Raw genomic sequence first — 20,031 nt, forward strand, 5'->3', positions numbered from 1 at the left:
AATGAAGGGGTGGCAATGGATGGAAATTGAAGGCTGAAAGCAACTCAAGCTCTCCTGCGCGCCCGAGTCGCCTTGCCCCCAACCTTCTGGTTTTGAGGCCCGCTACACGCGGAACCTTTTTTTGCCGTATCGATTGCCTGTATACCGAGCTTTCTTCGCGGGCTTTTTCTTGGGAGGCTTGTAATCGCACTCCGGGAAGTTGGTGCATCGAACGAACGGGCCGTTCTTGCTCTCCTGCACGACCAAGTCGCCGACGCAGCAACGGGGGCATGGATGGAGCCTGACCGGAGCTCCGTGTACGTCCTCAACCTGAAGCGCACTGTCGATCGCCAGTTCCTTTATGAAAATCGAGACCTTGCTCGCAACGGTGTACATCACCACTGTACGTCTAGCCCGGGTCAACGCAACGTAAAAGAGGCGGCGCTCTTCTGCGAACGGATAAGAATCCCCATTGGGCATGACGAGACCAAGGACTGGGTCGTCAGTCATGGTGCTGGGGAAGCTGCGGCCACGCTTCATGCTCACCATCGATGGCAAGATCACGTAGTCAGCCTCGGTACCCTTGGAGCGATGTACGCTTAAGAATGACACTTCAATAAATTGACCGAAGCGCGCCTTCCAGTTGCCGGGGACGAATTTGATCTCTTTGTTGTACCTTCCGAGAATGCAAACCTTGATCAACCGGTCATCTGCTTTAGGGATCGTGCCATCTTTCAGCCCAGCTACCAGGCCTTCCAGGAAGCTGTTGATGCCGTGATCAATACTATCTGCATCCGGCACCATTACCGCCCTAAGCGCAGGCCCCACAGCGGGAGTCTTCGAGTACACCGTCTTAGTCAGCTGCACCGGGTTTCTACTCACGAAGCGGCTGGATACGTCACACAAAGCCTGGGGGCACCTGAAGGTCTGCTCCAGCTTTAACAACTGGCCAGATCCGAAGTACTCCCTGAACTCAGTCATCACAGACACATCAGCGCCGGCGAATCTGTTGATAGATTGCCAGTCGTCGCCGACAGCAAAGAAGTGGCGACCCGGGACGCTCACCAGCGCCCGACAAAGGCGCGCTCTCGCTTTTGATGCGTCTTGAAACTCATCGGCCATGACCAACCGGAAGTTCGGTACGCATCTGCCCTGCTCCACATGCTCGGCGGCCTGCACCAGCATGTCCTCGAAATCGAGACCTTTATCATCCTTGAGGGCCTTGTTCCACGCTTCCATAACCGGCCAGAATATGTCGAGGAACATCTTGTAGCGATGTTTGAACAACCCCATAGGAAGCTCATCCACCCGCTTGAGCAACTCATCTTCCGTCAGGCAGTTACTTTTGACATGGGCGATGAAGGTGCGGATGAGACCAATCAGCTTGGTAGTGGATAGCGGCGGCTGGCGGTCTGGGGGAACGGGACGATCGGGGTTCGGGTCGAGCTCAATCCCCCGGCTGGTGAGTTCCTGCGTGAGATGTTCAACCCACGTGTTCTGTCGGATTTGGTGCGATGTTGTTTCGATCAGATGGGTACCACGCTCACGGTGCAGCGCGCGCTTCCATAGCGCGTCTTGCAGATACCCCTCGAAGTGCCCCGGTGGCTGTCCCTGCTCGTCCAAAGCAAAATGCTCGTGATACAGGCCAATCTTTGGGTAGTAAAAGTCAGGACGGTACTGGCTATGAGTCGCAGTAGCCGTGTCATGCTCGTAGGGGCGCTCATAGACGTACTCGACACCGTTATAGTGGAGCCAGTTCGCAATCATGCACTCCTCCAGGCTCTTCACCGGATCACCTTGGATCGGATTGAGCCGGCCAGCTTTTGTCCCGGCCTTTGGAGGTGCTTTCATGGATTTAAAGTCGGGAAGATCCCGACCGAACACTAGGCGGAACAGATCCCAGCGACTGCGGAATGCCACCGAGTTGTCCTTGAGATGATCGACCAATTCCTCCAGCTTCTTAAATGCCAACGGCTCTTTTACAACCCACTCAGGAACTCGTGGTTTCTTTTTGGTGGCATAGCCAATGATGGCGAGGCCGAGCCGGTGGAACGTCTTGGCGCGTACCGTGACGCCCTCCATCTTCAGCCGCTTGAACGACTCCTCAGCGCGCTCCGCCAGCTCTTTGGCTGCATCCTTGTTGAAGGCCAGCATGACGATTTCTTTTGGCTGAAAAAAACCTCGATCAATCGCGTACGCTGCCTTGGCAACCATGGTAGAGGTCTTGCCGGAGCCCGCTGAGGCCGCAACCAGAACGCGATTATCAAAGCAGATCACCGCCCGCGCCTGCTCATCGTTCAGAGGCCGCTTTTCGACCTTTGACAGGAGCGGTTCACAAGCAACGAGTTCTCGTTTGGTGTGTTCTTTGTTGAACTCGCGCCACTTAATGCTCCAGTCCGCTCGCCAGAAAGTAAGCACGCGCTCGATATCTTCAAGGCGAATGCTAAGAGCAACCCTCAAGTCATGGTCTTGAAGTAGCTCATTCAAATCTGTCTCAGGGATTCCCAATCTTGGCCTGGTTGCCTGCAAACCCATCTGCTGCTCATGAGTTACCCATCGCCGCTGGGCCATCGCATCATTGAAGATACGAGCAGCTTCCCCAAGCCAGTCTCGAATCTGCATGTACGCGATTCGAAAGCGTTCATGCCGCGCCAGGGTGCGTTTCTCGGCCTCACGCAGCGTCTCCTCGCGCAATCGGTCGTGGGCCTTGGTGACATCTTTTATGACCGCGTTGAGCCCCGAAACTGAAGCTTTCGGTAACCCGCCTACGCTGCCGCCCGGGTAACTCACTCGGCCCGAGAACAGACCTCTTGTCGCTTGCATGCTGGATACTTCGTCGGATCGAATCACAACGCGCTCGCCATGAACATCCAGCTCAAAAAAACCGTCTGCAAGGCGCATTGACCATGGTGGTGACATCGACAGTATCCGGCCGAAAAACGAAGGGCCCCAAACGTATTCCTTACTCAAACCTTCCTCCGTTACGACGATTGATCGCGAGCGAACAATTGCTCGTGCCCCTGTGGGATCGTCATTCATACCTTAAAAAAGATCCGGCCCCAACGGCCCAAAATTAAACACCGACCCTAATGAGCCACCCTGATTGATCATAGAGTGGGTTGAAGGCAGAGCAGCCCCGCATCATGAGTTTCGGCCAGATCATAGCGATGGTAATCAGTCACAGTGCCCTGCGGTTCGGTTAACGGCCCTATCAACTCCCAGTTGCCGATCTGCAGGCGTACGCATGGCTATAACCGATAATCAACGAGCTCTGCCGCCAATCGACGTATCTCGTCCGCAGCATGCGATTCGGGGGAGATATCCAGGACGGAATCGAAGTACGAAAAACCCTCCATGAATGGTTGGTCATAGTTGTATTTGTCGATCACGACTTCATGAGCGTTGGTCAAGTGAGTCATCAGGCGAGTCAAAGGCAAGGACTTGATGTCCTTGAGAATATGTTCTCGGAATTTACTGGAGCTGAGCCGCCTTGCTTCCAGCCCTTCTACCAGCGCAGGAGGAATCTCCAAGCCTCCACAAAACTCCTCCAATTCTTGGCTTCTGCCACCTACATCATTGCGCGTGACTAACCCATAGCATCTCGGTGTACGGCGTCCGCCCTTGCTTGTGAGCAATCGCACATTCAATCGCTGGGCGCTATCCACTGATTGATGGCAGGCGCTGTCGATAATGATCACAACCAGGTCTGAATGGGCACGAATGAGGTCGACCTTGAGATTGAGGTCAAGCAGGACATAGTCATAGTCGGCCTTGATGTCCTTGAACATTCTGGAGGATGCAATCCTTTCGACCATTGAACCCAGCGTTCCACCCATTTCGAACTCCAGTCCGCTGCGATCCATGGGGGATCCATGATCCACGATGTGTCGCAGTCGCTTGGTGAAACTGCTTTTTTCGGCCACGCTAAAAAATACGTCTGTATAGCCAAAGAAGTCGACACCGGCAGCCAGTGAATGGGCCTTGGGGTGCTTCCCATTTGAAACGTCATCCTCATAACAACAGTCGTGCGTAATGATTGCGACGTTGCTTCCTCGCTCCACCAAACATGCTGCTACATCAACGGTAATGGGCGACTTACCGACCCCTCCCTTGAGAGATGTAATGCTCAGCACGCGGGCTGATCGCGCAACCTTAAGCAGCTTGACGATGTTCGAGGGCATCGAAATGCCCGATCGGTCAAAAAAATTTCGTACGACGCTTTTGCGCGGTGAGCGCTGACCCTGCTCGTAATATCTCCAGGTTCGTTCGCTCACGCCTGCGCATTCTGCGGCCCTGAATCTGGACATCGAATGTTCGATCCGGGAATTCATGAGCGCAGTGGCCAGTGGGGACATAGCAATTCTCCTTGTCTGTCGAAACAGCCTAAGGGTTTGCGAGACGAGAAAAAAGATGGCACAGAGTTCCGCAGGATTCGCGCGCAAAGGGCACTAAATTAGTCGAGGGCAGAGTACCAAGCGTGATCGTTGGATTGATCTCGTAAGAGGATGGAGGAAGGGATGGAGATGAACCTGACCACCCTGATGTGGGCCAGCGTCGCACGTGGACAATCACTCAGGCTCAAACCACCGAGCATCAGGTGATCATGCCGGCGTCAGCGACTACATCGACTTAACCTCCACCACCTCGACGTAGCGAAATTTCTTCCGGGCAGCCTTCACCGCCTCCTGCTCCGCCAGCAACTTGCTCAGGGTGTCGGCTTGATGGATCAACTCAAACATCTTGCCTTCGTATTCGTTGCCGACCATCAGGGTCACTTGCAACCTGGGTGTAAAGGCCTTTGCCACCTTCTTTTTCTGCAAAGACGCCTTCGGTTTCTCGAACACGAGTTCACCAGTCGCCTCCGGCACTGGTGGAGGCGTCACCAGCGGTGCGGGCTCAGCATCACCAAAAAGCGCCCTGCGCATTTCCTCTTCACTTAGATCTGAAGTCATCGTAATTCTCGGTGGGGGTCATCAGATTCTACTAGGATTGCTGCACACGGCTATCGGCGATGCTCATGGGGGTAACGCTCAATCTCTAAAGGTCATTTGTATGGGAATGGACATTGTTTCACCCCCATAAATATTGCGCGTTGCCGATTGGTATGGACGTCCATAGCTAGAACGGCGTCCATGAAGATAATTGGCTGTTGGGTGGCTAACCTAGTTTTGAGAATACCGGCCAAACGCTTCCGCCGATGACGGTTTGGGAGAATATTGACTCTCGCGTTTGATATTGGAGCTGTGAGCATCTGATAGGAGTGGTCGAAGGGACTTGAGAGAGTGCTCCCTAACACTCTCTCAAGTCCCTTCGACCACTCAGAACGCCTTTTTTGACCTAAAGGGTTCGTTTCCACTCAGCGAGTGCGATAGCAATAGAGCTTTCTAACCACTCAGCGAAACGTCGCTCAGTGCTATCGATTTGCTCAACATAGTTGAATTGGAAAAGATCTGTTGCCGCAGGTCTCAGGCTGATTGACTCTGATCCACCACCTTCTTTTGGCGCCTTCAGGTTAGTGAAGGCCGACACTGCAAGGATGCCACTTTCCCCAAATCCGTAGCCATGAAAACTCAGAACATAATCGATTTCGTGCTCAGTGATAATCGTCGCGCGCACCCACGCTCGATAATTATCGAAGTTGGCAAAGTAGTCGAACTGCTCATTCGCAATCGAAACAATTTGCTTCTGGAAATAATGCCGCTGATCAGAAGAATTATCTGCTGAATTTACACGAGCATGATACTTGGGCTTTCCTGGGGGAGTTACTGAAACCAACTCTTTATCAAGTGCACTGAAGAGCTCTTTGAACTTTTCATTTGCCACTTTAAATAGTTTATCGGCATACCCATAAACTGCCGACGCTTTGACTTTTTCTTTAGAAAGCTTGTCACGCAGAAGCTCTAGAGCAGAGTTTATGATCTGCCCAGCATAGTTACCCTGTTGTACCTGCTGCTCCAAGCCCAGAGCTCTGAGGATTGCTTCGCGTTGGCGACGCGCGAAATAGTTTACAAGAGGGCGAAGATCTCCATCGTCAGCTGCTTCAAGCCCACCTATATATTCCTCGCGATCTGAATCACGAACAACAAGAGGGAAAAGTCCGTCCTTCAGAAACACCAGCGAAGCGAGCGCTCTAGCTACCCTCCCATTGCCATCTTGAAACGGATGTATCTGAGTAAAACGGTGGTGAAGCCAAGCGGCCCGAACTTCTGGCTCAAAACGGGACTCGGCCCCTCGGTACATTTCTATCAGGGCTTCCATTTCCTCTTTAGTTAGCTCTGGCGGGCAGTATGAGTGCATGGCGCCATCGGCACGGCGCGGATTGTTGGGAAGCTTTTTATACTCACCTTTGAGCAGGGCGACGCTTATTATATCTCCTGCTGCTGTTACTGCCTCCGTGTGATCTTGGTGGGCAGTAAACTGGGCTTGCAGGCCTCGGATGAAGTACTCGGACAGAGGATCTTCACCCTTGACGTAGCCAAACAATCCCTCGACCACCGACAAATGATCATCGATCATGGACTTTATGTGTTCCGCTTGCCCCTGCGATACGCCACCTTGGTGGGAAATAATGGATGATTCAACACCCTGTTCGATAAGGGCTTCAGTAACACCGCGATCCCAGTTGTAAAGGCGTTCTATGATCCCAGTTTCAATAGCCCACTCACGCTGAAGTTTTTTCAGGAATTCCTTGTAAGCGCCATTCTGCTCCAACTCGAATTTACGCTCTTGCCATACTGCGGAGAGCGCTCGAAGCTCAGGAAATGCAAATTCTTCAGCACCATCGAAACCCTTGATCTTTTCATAAGTCATTGCGGATCGACCCCTTCTGTCCCTAAGATTTGATTATCCTGTGTTGCAGAATAGTAGGATCGCATGCGTAGGTGATTACAGCCAGAGCTTTGGCCAGTTGCGCGATACTGCAGAGCACTCAGTTCTGGTCACGGCACTTCCCCGCCCTCTGTACCCGCTTTCGAGAGCACGCCGCGTACGCCACCATAGCTAGACCAAGACCGTAGGGAGGCCCGGATCGGCCCTCCACCAATTTGTAGCCAGCCTTCTGCTTTGGTGAAAAATGTCGACAGCAGGCGCTGGACATGACCTATGAGCAGCGTGGCCGGCCTCAAAAATGTGCTACTTCACAGCGATGAGGGCAGTCAATACGGCAGCCGGAGCTTCCGCCAGAGACTATGGCGATACCGCTTCAAACAGAGCGTGAGCCGGCGCGGCAACTGCCACGAGTACGCGCCGATGGAGCGGCTGTTTCGCAGCCTGAATACATAACGGATACTGACGTCGGGTCACATGAGCGCTGCGCTAGCGCAACAGAATATCGTCCGATTCCTGATAGAGCGGTACAGCTGGCGGCGACCGCATCGGTTCAATGATGGCTTGGCGCCTGCCAGTGCTGAGGAAAAAACTTAGCTCGGTGTCCGGGATCAGTTGACCACTACACTTCGTCGATGCATGGCGTCGGTACTAATAACTGATCGAGAGGAGAACATACCCGCATCTCTTGGAATGGCGGTGACCAGGCCTCTCGCTTCGACCAAAGTCGCCGGCATCAGGCTTTTCAACCCCATCGTTGCCTAGGTATCTGAGGTCGGTCGATGGTTAATCCAGCATTTACTCAATGGCGGCAATATCTTTCCAATTCATGGTTGTCTTGAACTTCCCTACTCAATTAGGCTTACGGCATTCTGGCGTAATGCCACCCCTGCGTTTTCAAGGAATTCGGCGAATGGATAGCTCGCAAGGGTCAATGCCCGCTGTACTCGACCGGCAGATTGACAGTGCTGACCAGGACGCGTTCGGTCATCGGCACCTTGCCCAAGCACTGCGTAGCCTTGTCGAGTCCGACCATCATAAACCTCCCTTCAGCATCGGCTTACTCGGCGGCTGGGGTACAGGGAAAAGCTCGATCAAAGAGCTTTACACCAAGAACCTTGAGCTTGATGCATCGGTTTCACCCGGCAAACCTGCCCGTAAGGATCGCGTCAAAAGCATCACGTTCAATGCATGGCGGTTCGGTGGCAAAGATCAGGACATCAAGCGAGCACTGTTGCGCCATGTCTTTATGGAGCTTGGTGGAGACGAACAGGCGCTCCACGACCGTCTGTTCAGAAATATCACCCAAGTGGAGCACCAGTGGAAAGGCTGGAAAGACTATTGGGCGCAGCTCTGGCGGGCTTGGGCTATGCCGCTGCCCGCCTTCATTGGCGCGATGCTGCTGCTGTTCGGCTTGATTTCATTGGGGCTTTGGCTGCTTCCCTGGACTGATCGGTTTTCACAGTCGATATTCGTGGCCGCGATCTCCGGTGCATACAGCTACCTCCTAAAGAATCTGAAGCCCTCCAAGGTCGAAAGCTACAGATCGATCACCAAGGTATCGCTGCCCAGCGCCAGTGCCGAGCAGTACGAAGCAATGCTTCTTGAGCAGCTGGATATATTCAAGAATAAAAAAGAAGGGCTTCTTAGTAGGCCCAACTCCTGTGAACGCCTGGTCATTTTTGTAGATGACCTCGATAGACTGTCTTCTGAGGAGATGGTTCTAGGGCTAGATGCGGTCAGAGCGTTCATGGAAATCCCTTCGGACAAACTTCCGCAGGGCTTGGGGCTGGTGTTTGTTATCTCCTGCGACGAAGCGAAAGTCGCAGATGCACTCGCGCGAGGCCGAGGCAACCCTGAACAACCTGGCAGCGTCTTCACACACATGGACGCTCGTCGGTATCTCGATCGAATCTTCCAGTTTCGCCTGGACATTCCGCCGCCGCCACGAGGCGATATGCGCCAATTCGCACTGAAGCATCTGTCCGCGTTCGAAGATATTGTCGCGGATCTAAAGATTCGAGGTTTCACCCCGGAGGAGATAATCGACCGGATGATCCACGTGAAAGTCGCGGATCCGCGCAATGCCTTGCAGATCGTGAATGCGTTTGCCCAGTCTTGGTGGCTCGCGAAACGGCGGGAGCACGAGGGAATAATCAGCACACTTCCGGGTGGTCTGCACGAAAACGCGGTCACCGGACATCCCATTTCGTTGGGCGCGCTGAGCGCGGCCCGGGTCAGTTTTCCTGACTTTTACGGTGATCTGCAAGACGATCCGCAACTGCTGACGAGGTTAACGGCGCTACTGGTCAACGACGGTTCGGTCATGGATCAGCCAGTTGATGCGCGGCCGTTATTGCTAAAGCGCTATGTCAATCACGACAAGGAAGCCAATGTCACGACCGCTAAAGAGAGCTGCCGTGACCTTCGTCAGTTTTTGGCGAGCCTGGTCGGAGTTCGTTGGCCTGACTCGCTGCAGAGCATATTGCTGCTCTCCGAAGATCCGATCACCCGCAAATTTGGCGCCGGCGCCAATGCGCTGTTTGGCCTGCTCGTTTCAGGCGACACAAAGGGGGTCATTGAGCAGCTATCCTCCAGAACTGACAAAGTATCGCTTAGCGAAGACCAGGCACAACTGCTGCACCAACTGATGGGTGACCTGCACCTTGAGTCTCCTGCACGCAGACATAACGCTCTGCGAGTGGTGGCAAGCCTCATAGGCTATCTGCCGGAAAGAACCACCCGTTTGATGCTGGGCAAGCTCTGCACCGAGCTCGCAGCCTCTGCCAACCTACGGTCATTGGTGGGTTTAGACAAAATCGGCACCGTCATCGCACTGGCCACTGCACAAGAACAACGTCAGATCGCCACCGCTCTGATTGACGATCTGCTTACTACCAACCAGAAAACGGAATTCCGCCTCTCGACGCTCGAATCCCCCAGCCTCGACGAAGCCAAAGCAATGGTTATGCAGGCATGCGCCATCGTACTTGACGTGCGTAAGAAACACGGTCTACCGGAGCGACAAGATAAGGTTTTCAATGAATGGCTGAAGGTTCGGGATGTGGCCACTGCATCAGGGGCTTACCATTTCGGATTCGAAAAGTTGGAGCAATGGATTGCTGAGAATCCAAGTATGTTGCTGGAGATGCTCGGCGATGACTACGTCTCGCTGCTCGCCTCCGAGGTCTCATCCGGTCGAGGACGGGCCATTGACCTGGAAGGCGCAGCGAGCCGTGTCGATCAAGTCTTCGAGGAATTGGCGAACGGTGGTCAGGAGAGTCGCGAGAAACTTTGGCCGCTTGTAATCGAGCTGGTCTCATCTCCATCAGTTGAGCTCCAGGGAAGCGCCCTGACTGCTTTGGAACTGCATCAGCATCTCGCAACAGGAAGTGAGCTCAGCCAGTGTGTAGGGGCGGTAGCTGCGGTGTTGCGCGATCACCCCAAACCGGAGGCAGATTACAAGCGGGGGTTTGCCTGGCTGCTGACAACGGCTACGGCGAAGTTCGAACACCTGCAGCAGGACACGAAGGATGTCCTATCGGCCCTGAACACCAGCCTGTCGACAGCGGAAGGCCTCCAGCAGGATTCAGTCGCACTCTTTGATAAGGTCATCAAGCAAGACCGTGCCCTCCTCCATGAAGTGACAGGCACCTGGGTGGAGTGGCTACCTGACACCCTTTCCATGGGCTGCGCGCAGGCGCTGTTTGAGAGCTTCGAATTACTGGAGGACTCAGCCCAGGAAGGTATCGTAACGTACCTGGACTCGGGTTTTGACACGAACCAAACGCCGCTGCGCTACGACGAGCTCTACGGTATGGCGATCAATTCCATTCCTACTGCCGCGTGGGACAAGGGCCTCCTGCATGAGCATCTGGATCGATCTCTGGGCAAGCTCCCATCCAAGGCCAGTAATGAACTTATCGAGCTGCAGCCGATTGCAGAGGGGATATCCAAGGTCTACCTACATGGTACGCCTGCCATTGTCGCCGCAAGTCTGAGAGATACGTTCAACACAGCCAGAAGCTATCCACCACAACACAACTTACTTCATGAGTGTTTTGCGGGCACATGGCCATCTCCTGAAACGATCACGCCGGGATACGATCCGGAAACCATATTCACCCAATCCATCGCGGTGGGAACCCGCTATCCAAGCGACGCTGAGAAAGGATTGCTTGCTTCCTTGGATTCGATGATAAATGCCGGCTGGGTAGACACAGCATCTCAAGCAGCCCTTATCGAACTGGCATGTGTCATATGGCAGACCCACCTAGCCGAAGCTCATCCATTTCTTGCCAAAACACGTGCGATTTTCACACCCGCACAACTAGTTACGTTGGCTGATGCCGTAGATTGGGAAGACGGCGGTGAAGTCACGATGCTCAAAGAGGCTTGGACGAACCTGACCAGTCATGTGCCTGCATCTGACAAAGCGTTAGCGACGCAGCAATTACTTGCTAAAGGCCCGCTGGGTACCGCCGCTCTTCCCGACAAGGGTCTCACGCTATGGGTAAGCGCCCTCGAAACCGGCGCTTATTCAGCTCTCAAAGATACAGTGTTGGATGACGCGACGGCTGATGAAGGACGCCGGCGGCTTTGGCGGCAGATCATCTCCCTCACTACCCAGCCTCCACTGCGTGACCTCATCAATCTTGCGTGCAAGGTTGTCCAGGCCCCAAGTGCACCGCAGACAGTCATCCAGGTCACTCAGGATCTGGGGGCGATTATCCAGCGTCTCTCGGATCAAACCAGCAAGCTTGAGGTGTCTCAGCAACTGATGCGAGTCCTGCCACAGTGCGCCTTGCTCACGACAAAGCAGGCACTGGCCAAGCATGCCTTCGACCATGGCAGCCCGGCTGTGCTGACCTCCGTAGACGCATCAACCTTGAATGAGGCTGATGTCGAGATTATCGAGGCAGTTTTTGGCAAGAAACCGAGTGAAGTGAAGGCATTGAAAAGGCGGTTTGCGAAACAGCGGTCGGCTTGATCGTAAGCGCTCCATAAACCCCACCGAACTCTATATGGCTGGTGCGCTCAGCTAGGCGATTTGGGTGAGCAGTTCCACGGCAACAAGGCTTCGTAATCTTCAACCGATGTCGCTGTTGGCAGCCGTTCGAGTGCGTGGCGCAGCCACGCATAGGGCTTCTGGTCGTTGGCTTTGGCAGTCTCGACCAGGCTGTAAAGTTGAGCGCTGGCCTTCGCGCCTCTAGGCGTGTCGTTAAAAAGCCAATTCTTTCTCCCTATCACGAAGGGGCGGATGGCTCGTTCGGCGGCGTTATTGTCGATAGGCAGGTAGCCTTCCTCGACATACCGTTCAAGCTTGTCCCAGTTGCTTGCCAGATAGGTTACTGCTTGCCTAGTGCATTCTGCGTAGTCACATAGGGCAGCGTTTTGCGCAACCACTCTTTGAGTTGTCCCAATACGTGGCAGCTCAAGTCCTGACGAGCTTTTTTGCGCGCCTCATCGCTTTTCTCTTTGTAAGCGATTTCGATACCGTACAGTTTGCTGATCAGTTTCAATGCGATATCTGCGCGTCCCGTCTTGCCTTTGGGTTGCACTTTTGTGCTTCAGCAAACTTGCGACGAGCATGGGCCCAACACCCCAGGCGCTCAACTCCAGCTTGTGCGCCCAGCGCATTGTAACCGGCATAATCATCGGTCATGACTTAGCCACGATAGCCATCGAGCAGACGCGTAGGCACCTCCTGCGCTCGGCTGGTGGAGTAATCAAAAAGGATCACCGGCTTATCCGGCGGCCCGCCGGTTTTGCACCAGGCTGCTCGTCAGAGCCCGGCTAGCTGCGCAGCATGCGCAGATTTCTGGATTGAGAGACCGATCGCGATGCGCCATGTGTAGTCATGCTTCCGGTTCGTGCGGGCAACATTGGACGTTTACTACAAACTGACCAGTCGTCTACAAGCCCTTCACAAGCCATTGCATTCAAGCGTGGCTCTCGGAGCGGCCCATCTTGGGTAGATGATTGAGCGCCAGTCGATAGGCCTCTCCTGGTCGAATTCATCGCCCATATGGCGCAGTTGCTTAAGGTGCGGAAAGTCCTTCGCGGCTGCACTCAATGCTGCCAACGCACCAGGCGAGTCGCCAGCCAGTCGGTATCGCTCGGCCAGCGCGAGCCCCATGCACGCTTCCACGTTCTGCGACACCTTGATACCGGTCTTCATGTGGCGTTTTTTGTAATATTGGTCGAGCTGCTTTTTATGCTCGGAAGGTGCCCAGCCAGTATCACTTCCCATCAGAGCCTGGGCGATCAACGAGTCAACGCCTGGCCGGTTCAAAAGGTCGACCTCAGTTTGGGAAAACACCCTGTGTGTCTGCTCTGTTCCCAAGAAGAAATCGGACAGGTAGGCGAACCCCAAAAACGACACTCTCATGGCTTCGGCCATCTGGGACTGAATGCTGAATCCCTTGTCGATGACGCGCGTTGGGTGATGGAGCTTGCAATTGGGGAAGTCGACCAAGCATTGATCAAGTAGAAGCACGAGCCCTTCTAGATGGTGTCTGGGCGTCTGGCTGTTGAAGGCCTCGGGATTGTAGATCCAGAGCGATGGGTCAAGTTTCATTCTCAGCAGGTGTGGATTATCCCACTCGTAATGGTACGGCTCATGATCGACTTTCTCCGCCTTGCGAACGTATTCAATGATCACCGCGCGCGTGAGACGGAATAGCCCCTGAAAGGTAAAGGTGAGCTTGTCATCGTCTTCACAGGTTTCCCGGTGACTGGCGAAATGAAGAAATTCCTTGGTCAAAGGCTTAAGCGTGTGAACGTAGCCGGAGCGTACGCCATAGAGGTTTTGCAACGCGGCTTCCAAATCGCGACGACCAATCGGATGTTTTTGCGCATCGGCTTGCACGGTGAAGTAGTCGGCCGGCAGGTGAGCCAGGATGAACTGTCCAAACCGGTAACTTAGGCGAGGATGAATGACGTCCAGTACCGCGCCCCTCACCGCTCGCGCAGGATCGTGATCGACACCCTCCAAAGCCTTCTCCACCCCTCGTCTCTTTTCTTCGGGAATGTCCGACCACTGGGGTTCGTGTCCATCAAATTTCTGAACCAGGGATTCGATGCACATGACCAGCAATGTGTACGCAAGGTTGAGGTCGTCGCTCATCCTGTGAACGGCAGCGACGTAGGTTCTGATCGACTGAATGACCGCCATGTAGGTCACGCGCTGCAGTCCGATCAACTGTTCGGTGAACTCGTTGAAGGCTGCAATCTCGGCAAGATCCGCCCGGACTGAGGCATCGTAAAAACGCGCAAGGCGTTCACTGGGGTGCGGCTGCCCTGGCCGGCGCCGTTGATTCAACAGGCGCTCGGCAATATGGACATCAGGCGAGCAAATGACCCGGAGGCTGAAAGAAGCCACGTCTGCAAAGTCATCGATGTAGGCGCCCATGGTTCGCGAGACGAGAACGCCCGGCTCGGGTTCAGCTGCCTCCATGTACTCCGTCATTTCATACCCGAGCGCTGTTGGGGTATGCGAGGTGTCCATGCTGGTCAGCGTCCCTACCTTGGTGGTGACCTGGTCTACCACTGCGAGATCAAGGTTGGTGTAGACGACTCCCTTCAGGAGCGTCGTCCTTGGATTTTCACGGTTCGTGAACAGCTTTCCGGTCGCGGCTTGCAGCATAGGCACTCCTTGCTCGATGGTTCTCTGGTTTCAGGCCGCGCCTCACGACAACTTCGACGCTAACTCACCACCATTGTGCACGCCTTCAGGCGCCTCAGGCCAGCAGGCGCAGGTGTCAGAGTCACTGCGCTGCATAATTGCGTGGGCTTGATAGCGATTTGCAGTCGAGGTGATCTGCGCTTGCGATGAACTTGACCCGTACGTTGGATGGCTTCGACCGTCGAAATTTCGACCAAAAGCGGACGCCCTTTGTGGGGATCGGCAGACAGTGGATTCGGGCTATGCCGGAGCGCCGATGTGGCGAGTGGTGTGCCCCAAAGTGATGGGCAGAGCGCCAGGATAATGCCTACCTTCCCCAGGCACGGGTAACCGCCACACGTGCCCCCACTCCCACCCTATGGCCCCGGTGTACAATCACGATTACAATTTCCCGAAGCTGAGCATAAGCACTCGATGAGCAAAAGCACCGCGATCGACAGCCTGGATCACGAATTTTCAGAGACCTGCAGGAGCGCCTGCGCCGATTATCTTAAATACTTGGACACACTCCTCCTCCCCGTTTTTGAAGAGCTCAAAAGCCACTCTGATAGCCGCAGCCTGAAGCTGCATCAGGTTATCGGGGCAAATCTCTGCGCCGCACACGCTATCGACTACATCATCGCTATCCGGCGCGTGCTCGGTTTAAAGGAGGGCCGGGGAGCTCTGATCCAGGTGTTTGACGCTGAATATGCAGTTGCTGGTGCTCGGATCCAGGGCGGAAAGATGACGCTGGTGGATGCAGTAAACAACGCCATGAAACATATACGCATTGAGCCGAAGCGGTATGAGGACTTAATTCGGCAGTACGGCCAGGTCAGCTTCGAATGCTTAGTCGAGGACGACGGCAGGATCCTTTGCCTTCTGGACGGATTTCGATTTGACTACGTCCGAGTCGTGCTTCTTCCCGTCTTGGAAGCACTATGCGCCTGGCACTTCGAAGACGAGGAGGCAGTCGCGGAGTTCGCCCGAGGCGGTATGGAAGACATGGATTTCGGAGCGCACAGCGGGATCGATGACGACGACCCGATTGATGTCCTGATCAACGCTTGCAACCCCACGTGCATCAACTGCGGTGAGGGTGAAGACTATTGCCAGTGTGCGGAGTACGTGTTCGCTGGTGAAACAGGGGAATTTGAAGCCCGGTTTGCGACCAGTGCAGAGCTTGACACCCTCTTCTACGCAGTGTCCGGCTCCTACCGGCGCGACAGGCTAGTCTGAGCAAGTGGCTCAGAGGCATACAAGGGGGCGCGCATCCCTGCACATTTTGGTTCCAGCTACTACGAGATCGCTTCCGCAGCGTACTGAAAGGAGCGGCAGCGTGCGACAGGGTCATAAATCCTGCAATCGATCATCACCTCATCGGCGCCCGTCTGCATGATGAAGTCGGTAAGCCATGCACCTTCCACTTCCTTGTCACCGATGGCCGAGCATTCCAGCGTTTGCGCAAGGTCGCGCCGACGGACGTCGTTCAGACCGGCCAAGCACCCGTCGATTGGTTTGCTGAGCGACCAGGTCGGCCCATATGCAACTGCGCAAACCAGTGCCTGTGCGAGCTGAATGCCCCCTTCATCGTGTTCGATGACGCCGACCTAGACAAGGCAGTCGAGGGCGCAATCGTCTCCAAATTCCGCAACAACGGTCAGGCCTGCGTTTGCGCCAATCGGCTGGCCGAGGCCCCGAGTACGGCATGGTAGGCATCAACACGGGGCTGATCTCGAACGAGGTGGCGCCTTTCGGGGGAATCAAGGCTTCGGGATTGGGCCGTGAGGGTTCCAAGTATGGGATTGAGGACTATCTGGAAATCAAATACCTCTGCTTGAGCATCTGAGGTTTTTGGCTGTAGAGACTGAGTCATTCAGCACTGCGCCGGTGCCAGTGCTGGATGTCTGACTTGGATGTGCGTATACGGGTCATGTCGCGCCGAGACTGCCACCCCCACTCTGGCAGGTTCCAGACGCAAACCCGTGACATCGACCCGGTTTCCTGAGCTAGTGCCTACTTCGATTATTGCTGCAGCTCATGGATGTGCCAACGTGCTTCTCTGATGGGGTGATCTATCATTTGGCGGTAGCCCAAAGACCATTTTCTGAGAACGTACAAGGACGTCCTATGACACGCGCCCTGCACTACCCATCAATTGAATTTCAGGATACGGAGGCACTTAAACGGTCGCTGCTGGTTTGGGATGGTATCCATCGGATAGTACCTACAGGATATGTGCCACAAGATGACGCGGAGGTTCGGGAGGCGGTGCAAGCAGGAGCGGTAGTTGATCTGACGCTAGAACCGATCGAGAAGCACAGAGCAGCCCATCGCTTTCTGGATTTCTATCACCTCCGAGCGCGCACGACGAGTCCACTGGTATGGCCTGCAGGATGCTCGTCCGAATCATTCACGCGGATAAATCCGGATAAGATCGAAGCCAAGCTCTTGCCATTGTTTGAAAGTCTGACCCAGCGTCTGAGCGCAGATGGCTTTCTAGAGGTGCCAGAAGACTTAGCGGGCGGTTACATGTTCTACCTTGCAACGTCAGTGGCGGAACGACGTTCACTGCAGCTTACAACGGACTCGTCGGACTGCTGGGCAGTCGGTACCTACTTCGCCAACGAAGGGTGTTTCACCGAGGCCGTCTACGATGATGACGCCAATGCTTACCTCGCAAATATGGCCATCAACGACCTTCTGCCGCGCAGCCTGGCGCACGTGAACATCGACAAGCTTTTGAGGTTTCGCGAGGAGCACGTCGAGGTCAGGACGCAGTTTCAGAACGAATTGAAGCTGTTGAAAGCTGAAATCTCAACGTGCAACAGCAAAAGCCATGCTCAGTACATCGTCGGTGATTTCGTTAAACGCTTTGAGCGCGCTAAAGCTGACTATAGGGATTCGATTGGATTTTTTCGCACCGATGATATCTGCAGCATCTTCTCAGTCGGAATCCCAGTGGCAGCCACGATGATTGCCCTGCCAACCTTCGGCTCCGGTGACCCCTACGAGCCTTGGAGGATTTGCACGGGGATGTTGATTGGTGCCGTATCTGCTTTGGCCGCTCGCGAGCCGGGACGAAAGCCAAAGACCATCGCGTCATACCTGGTGGGAAGTGAGCGCATCTCCAAATATCCCGGGCACACACTCCACCGGAAATTTGAAGAGTTCATCAACGACTGAAGGGGCACCAGATAGTGTTCATCCTCGATGGCTCTCTGCGTGGCCTGCAATCCCGTCGATACGAAGACTAGTTTCTGCAAGAAAAAAGGCGGTGAACTCGGGCAACGAGAGGGCCATCGAGTTCACCACCTAAAGCCTACCTAACAGAAGATCAGTGACGAAGTGATCTGCCCGCCCGCTCGGTATAAATCACGTCCGGACGGGAAGCAGGTCATCGCTTGGGTCTGGTATCCAAGCGCGGCCTGGGGCAAACAGTATCGGCCACGTTCCGATTAGGGCGGGTTTGGCCGAAGATCGTATTGTCAAAGCACGAAGCCATGCTTCGTCAAAGCCGAAGTCTTTTCGAGACAACTAAATGGCATGTCGAGATTACATGAACACCAAAGGTTCTTAGTTTCGCGGAGCCTGGTGCGACGCCGGCTCTTGGGACTACCAAATCCTGAGGGACGCACTCGTCATCACTGCACGACAACACCATGAGATGCTAAATCACTGACCAAAGTCTTACGGCGCAACATTTTCGGTATTTTGAAAATGTTCCTGTAGCTGTAAAAAAGGCCCACAGGAACGAGCAGCAAGCCGAATCCATATGTGGCTGTGCCAACAATCACACCTACTGGAACAGCCGCCAGCCCGTACAGAATGCCCCTCAGAAAGGTCGATCTGGCAACGAGTCGCATATGATCAAGGTCGTACTCAACCTTCCCATTGCCCTTTTCAAATGCAACCAGCACGATTGATTTTTTCCCTAGATGCTTGAAGAACCAAGTTCGGGGGGTATCAGTCATCATCGCGCCGTGTCTCTTGAGGTAGTTCAACATCACGACCTCTTTGAAGTGGTGAGTATTTCCTTCCTCATCTTCGCATCGCACCATTGTAAAAAGCGCGTCAAGATCTCCACTCGCTTGCAGATTGAAATTCTTGACAACAACTGTAATTTTTTTGAGTTCCGACATACCTTTCCTTAAATATTTGTGGAACGTTATCTGCTGAAAGTTGGCCATATAAAAGTTTCGAGGCAGGTAAGTGCGCCCCTCGTGCATGACATAGAATGCCAATCACCAAAGTTCAGATACTGATACAACTAGTCAACCAGCCTCGTGGATCTCGCCCCCTGCCCCGCGCTGGTGCTGCAGCACAGTGGCTTCAAGCGTCTCCAGCATCACGTTCCGGGAGCTCGGTGACGATGACATAATGATCATCACCACTCCGGCTACGCACCAGCGTGAAGCCGCTGCGCTGCTCGATAGCGCGAACCGGTGGAGTGACGACGGTCATGCCATCGCTAATCGTTCCTGACTGGTCTCCATAGACAGTGGCTGCGTAGCGATCCCCCACCCGCGCTGCGTCTACTAAATAACCATCGACGGTCACGCCCCAACCTATGGCGCTCGCCCGTACAACTCTCGTTGGGAGTTCGATCAATTCACAGGCACTCACGCTGTTCTCCATACCTCATACAATTTCAATGATTTTGCCTGGGTCAAATCCGCAGACTTCACCTGGATAGCCTCGTTGGTTCGACACCAGTCGGCACCCGCCCAATACGGTGTCGATCGAGTAATGGGTATGACCGAACGCCCAGAAGTCGGCCTGCTCCACCAGAGAGTGCCATGTGTTGTAGTATGCGGCGCTGACATGCCCATCGTGCTCATCGCCCGCCACCTCAGCCAATGGGGCGTGGTGAGTGACAACGAATGTTTTCCCCGCGAATGGCCGACTCAACTCTAGGCAAAGAAACTCCCGTGTCGCGTGGTTCTTGGCAATAAGGTCGGCCGGCCGCAGGCGCCGATAATTCGAGTCGGCTCTGATCATTTTGAAATCGTTCATCACCCGGCCGCAGGTCATGGATGCGGCGACCGTATCGCCCGTCGAAGAAAAATCCGTCCATGCGGTACCCACCAGGAATCTCACGTTTCCCAAGGTCAAAACCTCGTTCTCCATCACATGGACGTGGGGGGCCGCCGCCGCACGCATTTTCTCGATTGTTCGGTCGAGGTGCCCTTTGTAGCACTCATGATTCCCAGCGCAGTACACGACTGGAGCTTTAAAGGTCTCGTTTGCCCACAAAACACCCCGCGCTTGCAGATCGATGTCGCCGGCGAGCACCACCACATCCGCCGACACATCTTGTGGGATGAAGCGGTCGAATTCGCGATGCAGATCTGAGTAGATGAGGACTTTCATGGGCTGGTGGTTTTGGCCTTGCTGGTAAGATGCGCAGACTGGGTTGAGACCGGTTCAGGGCTGTCCGGAGCTAAATTCGGTTTATGCATAAATTGGCAAAATCCGCTAGCAATAAGGGCCCGCTGTCGACCAGCCTACCCCAATGCAAAGTCGCGTGACTATAGACACTTGCGTATGACAAGGCAAAT

At 54.4% G+C, this 20,031-nt stretch carries 12 protein-coding genes and 3 pseudogenes; 5 read left to right on the forward strand and 10 right to left on the reverse strand.

From position 1 onward, the window contains the following. Positions 1-102: 102 nt before the first annotated feature. The 4 genes from AC515T_RS14855 to AC515T_RS14870 form a co-directional block, all read right to left on the reverse strand. Positions 103-2,949, reverse strand: coding sequence for a UvrD-helicase domain-containing protein (locus AC515T_RS14855; protein ID WP_496528908.1), 2,847 nt, complete (start codon positions 2,947-2,949; stop codon positions 103-105). A gap of 278 nt (positions 2,950-3,227) precedes the next feature. Then, a complete protein-coding gene (locus tag AC515T_RS14860) occupies positions 3,228-4,334 on the reverse strand; it encodes an AAA family ATPase (protein ID WP_496528909.1) in 1,107 nt (368 codons plus the stop codon). A gap of 264 nt (positions 4,335-4,598) precedes the next feature. Then, positions 4,599-4,931, reverse strand: a complete 333-nt coding sequence (locus AC515T_RS14865) for a hypothetical protein (RefSeq protein WP_177069346.1) — start codon at positions 4,929-4,931, stop codon at positions 4,599-4,601. 385 nt (positions 4,932-5,316) lie between these two features. Continuing rightward, the gene (locus AC515T_RS14870; RefSeq protein ID WP_496528910.1) at positions 5,317-6,789 is read right to left on the reverse strand and encodes a Fic family protein; all 1,473 of its coding nucleotides are present in this window, start codon (positions 6,787-6,789) and stop codon (positions 5,317-5,319) included. A 272-nt stretch (positions 6,790-7,061) separates the two neighbouring features. Between AC515T_RS14870 and AC515T_RS14875 the strand changes: the two are divergent. Continuing rightward, positions 7,062-7,423 (forward strand): annotated as a pseudogene (locus tag AC515T_RS14875) (DDE-type integrase/transposase/recombinase); the annotation flags it as partial. Positions 7,424-7,717: 294 nt separating this feature from the next. Continuing rightward, positions 7,718-11,794 carry a KAP family P-loop NTPase fold protein gene (locus AC515T_RS14880; RefSeq protein ID WP_496528911.1) on the forward strand — a complete coding sequence of 1,359 codons (4,077 nt, stop codon included), beginning with the start codon at positions 7,718-7,720 and terminating at the stop codon, positions 11,792-11,794. A gap of 47 nt (positions 11,795-11,841) precedes the next feature. Here the strand turns inward: AC515T_RS14880 and tnpC are convergent. Further along, positions 11,842-12,580 (reverse strand): annotated as a pseudogene (gene tnpC, locus AC515T_RS14885) (IS66 family transposase); the annotation flags it as partial. A 150-nt stretch (positions 12,581-12,730) separates the two neighbouring features. Further along, positions 12,731-14,452, reverse strand: a complete 1,722-nt coding sequence (locus tag AC515T_RS14890; RefSeq protein WP_496528912.1) for an LOTUS domain-containing protein — start codon at positions 14,450-14,452, stop codon at positions 12,731-12,733. A 453-nt stretch (positions 14,453-14,905) separates the two neighbouring features. Here AC515T_RS14890 and AC515T_RS14895 point away from each other — a divergent pair, with 453 nt between their 5' ends. Further along, positions 14,906-15,709, forward strand: a complete 804-nt coding sequence (locus tag AC515T_RS14895) for a hypothetical protein (protein WP_496528913.1) — start codon at positions 14,906-14,908, stop codon at positions 15,707-15,709. Between the two features lie 59 nt (positions 15,710-15,768). On the opposite strand, the gene AC515T_RS14900 is transcribed toward AC515T_RS14895, so the two are convergent. Then, a complete protein-coding gene (locus AC515T_RS14900; RefSeq protein WP_496533207.1) occupies positions 15,769-15,972 on the reverse strand; it encodes a hypothetical protein in 204 nt (67 codons plus the stop codon). A 75-nt stretch (positions 15,973-16,047) separates the two neighbouring features. Here AC515T_RS14900 and AC515T_RS14905 point away from each other — a divergent pair. Both AC515T_RS14905 and AC515T_RS14910 read left to right on the forward strand, forming a co-directional pair. Continuing rightward, a pseudogene (locus AC515T_RS14905) lies at positions 16,048-16,319 on the forward strand (aldehyde dehydrogenase family protein); the annotation flags it as partial. A 281-nt stretch (positions 16,320-16,600) separates the two neighbouring features. Next, positions 16,601-17,656, forward strand: coding sequence for a hypothetical protein (locus AC515T_RS14910; protein ID WP_496528914.1), 1,056 nt, complete (start codon positions 16,601-16,603; stop codon positions 17,654-17,656). A gap of 458 nt (positions 17,657-18,114) precedes the next feature. Here the strand turns inward: AC515T_RS14910 and AC515T_RS14915 are convergent, their stop codons facing one another. The 3 genes from AC515T_RS14915 to AC515T_RS14925 form a co-directional block, all read right to left on the reverse strand. After that, on the reverse strand, positions 18,115-18,612 hold the full coding sequence (locus AC515T_RS14915) for a hypothetical protein (protein ID WP_496528915.1): 498 nt from the start codon (positions 18,610-18,612) through the stop codon (positions 18,115-18,117). A gap of 190 nt (positions 18,613-18,802) precedes the next feature. Then, positions 18,803-18,934 (reverse strand): hypothetical protein, encoded by a 132-nt coding sequence (locus AC515T_RS14920; RefSeq protein ID WP_496528916.1) that lies wholly within the window; start codon positions 18,932-18,934, stop codon positions 18,803-18,805. Positions 18,935-19,111: 177 nt separating this feature from the next. After that, the gene (locus AC515T_RS14925; RefSeq protein ID WP_496528917.1) at positions 19,112-19,843 is read right to left on the reverse strand and encodes a metallophosphoesterase family protein; all 732 of its coding nucleotides are present in this window, start codon (positions 19,841-19,843) and stop codon (positions 19,112-19,114) included. Positions 19,844-20,031: the final 188 nt, after the last annotated feature.

This window comes from Pseudomonas sp. FSO-7 (assembly GCF_059579345.1).

Bases quoted from the DNA above. Each gene is read 5' to 3' on its own strand.
- AC515T_RS14925 (WP_496528917.1), bottom strand. From the start codon at position 19,843: ATGAAAGTCCTCATCTACTCAGATCTGCATCGCGAATTCGACCGCTTC.
- AC515T_RS14870 (WP_496528910.1), bottom strand. From the start codon at position 6,789: ATGACTTATGAAAAGATCAAGGGTTTCGATGGTGCTGAAGAATTTGCA.
- AC515T_RS14880 (WP_496528911.1), top strand. From the start codon at position 7,718: ATGGATAGCTCGCAAGGGTCAATGCCCGCTGTACTCGACCGGCAGATT.
- AC515T_RS14860 (WP_496528909.1), bottom strand. From the start codon at position 4,334: ATGTCCCCACTGGCCACTGCGCTCATGAATTCCCGGATCGAACATTCG.
- AC515T_RS14915 (WP_496528915.1), bottom strand. From the start codon at position 18,612: ATGTCGGAACTCAAAAAAATTACAGTTGTTGTCAAGAATTTCAATCTG.
- AC515T_RS14910 (WP_496528914.1), top strand. From the start codon at position 16,601: ATGACACGCGCCCTGCACTACCCATCAATTGAATTTCAGGATACGGAG.
- AC515T_RS14865 (WP_177069346.1), bottom strand. From the start codon at position 4,931: ATGACTTCAGATCTAAGTGAAGAGGAAATGCGCAGGGCGCTTTTTGGT.
- AC515T_RS14890 (WP_496528912.1), bottom strand. From the start codon at position 14,452: ATGCTGCAAGCCGCGACCGGAAAGCTGTTCACGAACCGTGAAAATCCA.
- AC515T_RS14895 (WP_496528913.1), top strand. From the start codon at position 14,906: ATGAGCAAAAGCACCGCGATCGACAGCCTGGATCACGAATTTTCAGAG.
- AC515T_RS14920 (WP_496528916.1), bottom strand. From the start codon at position 18,934: ATGACCGTCGTCACTCCACCGGTTCGCGCTATCGAGCAGCGCAGCGGC.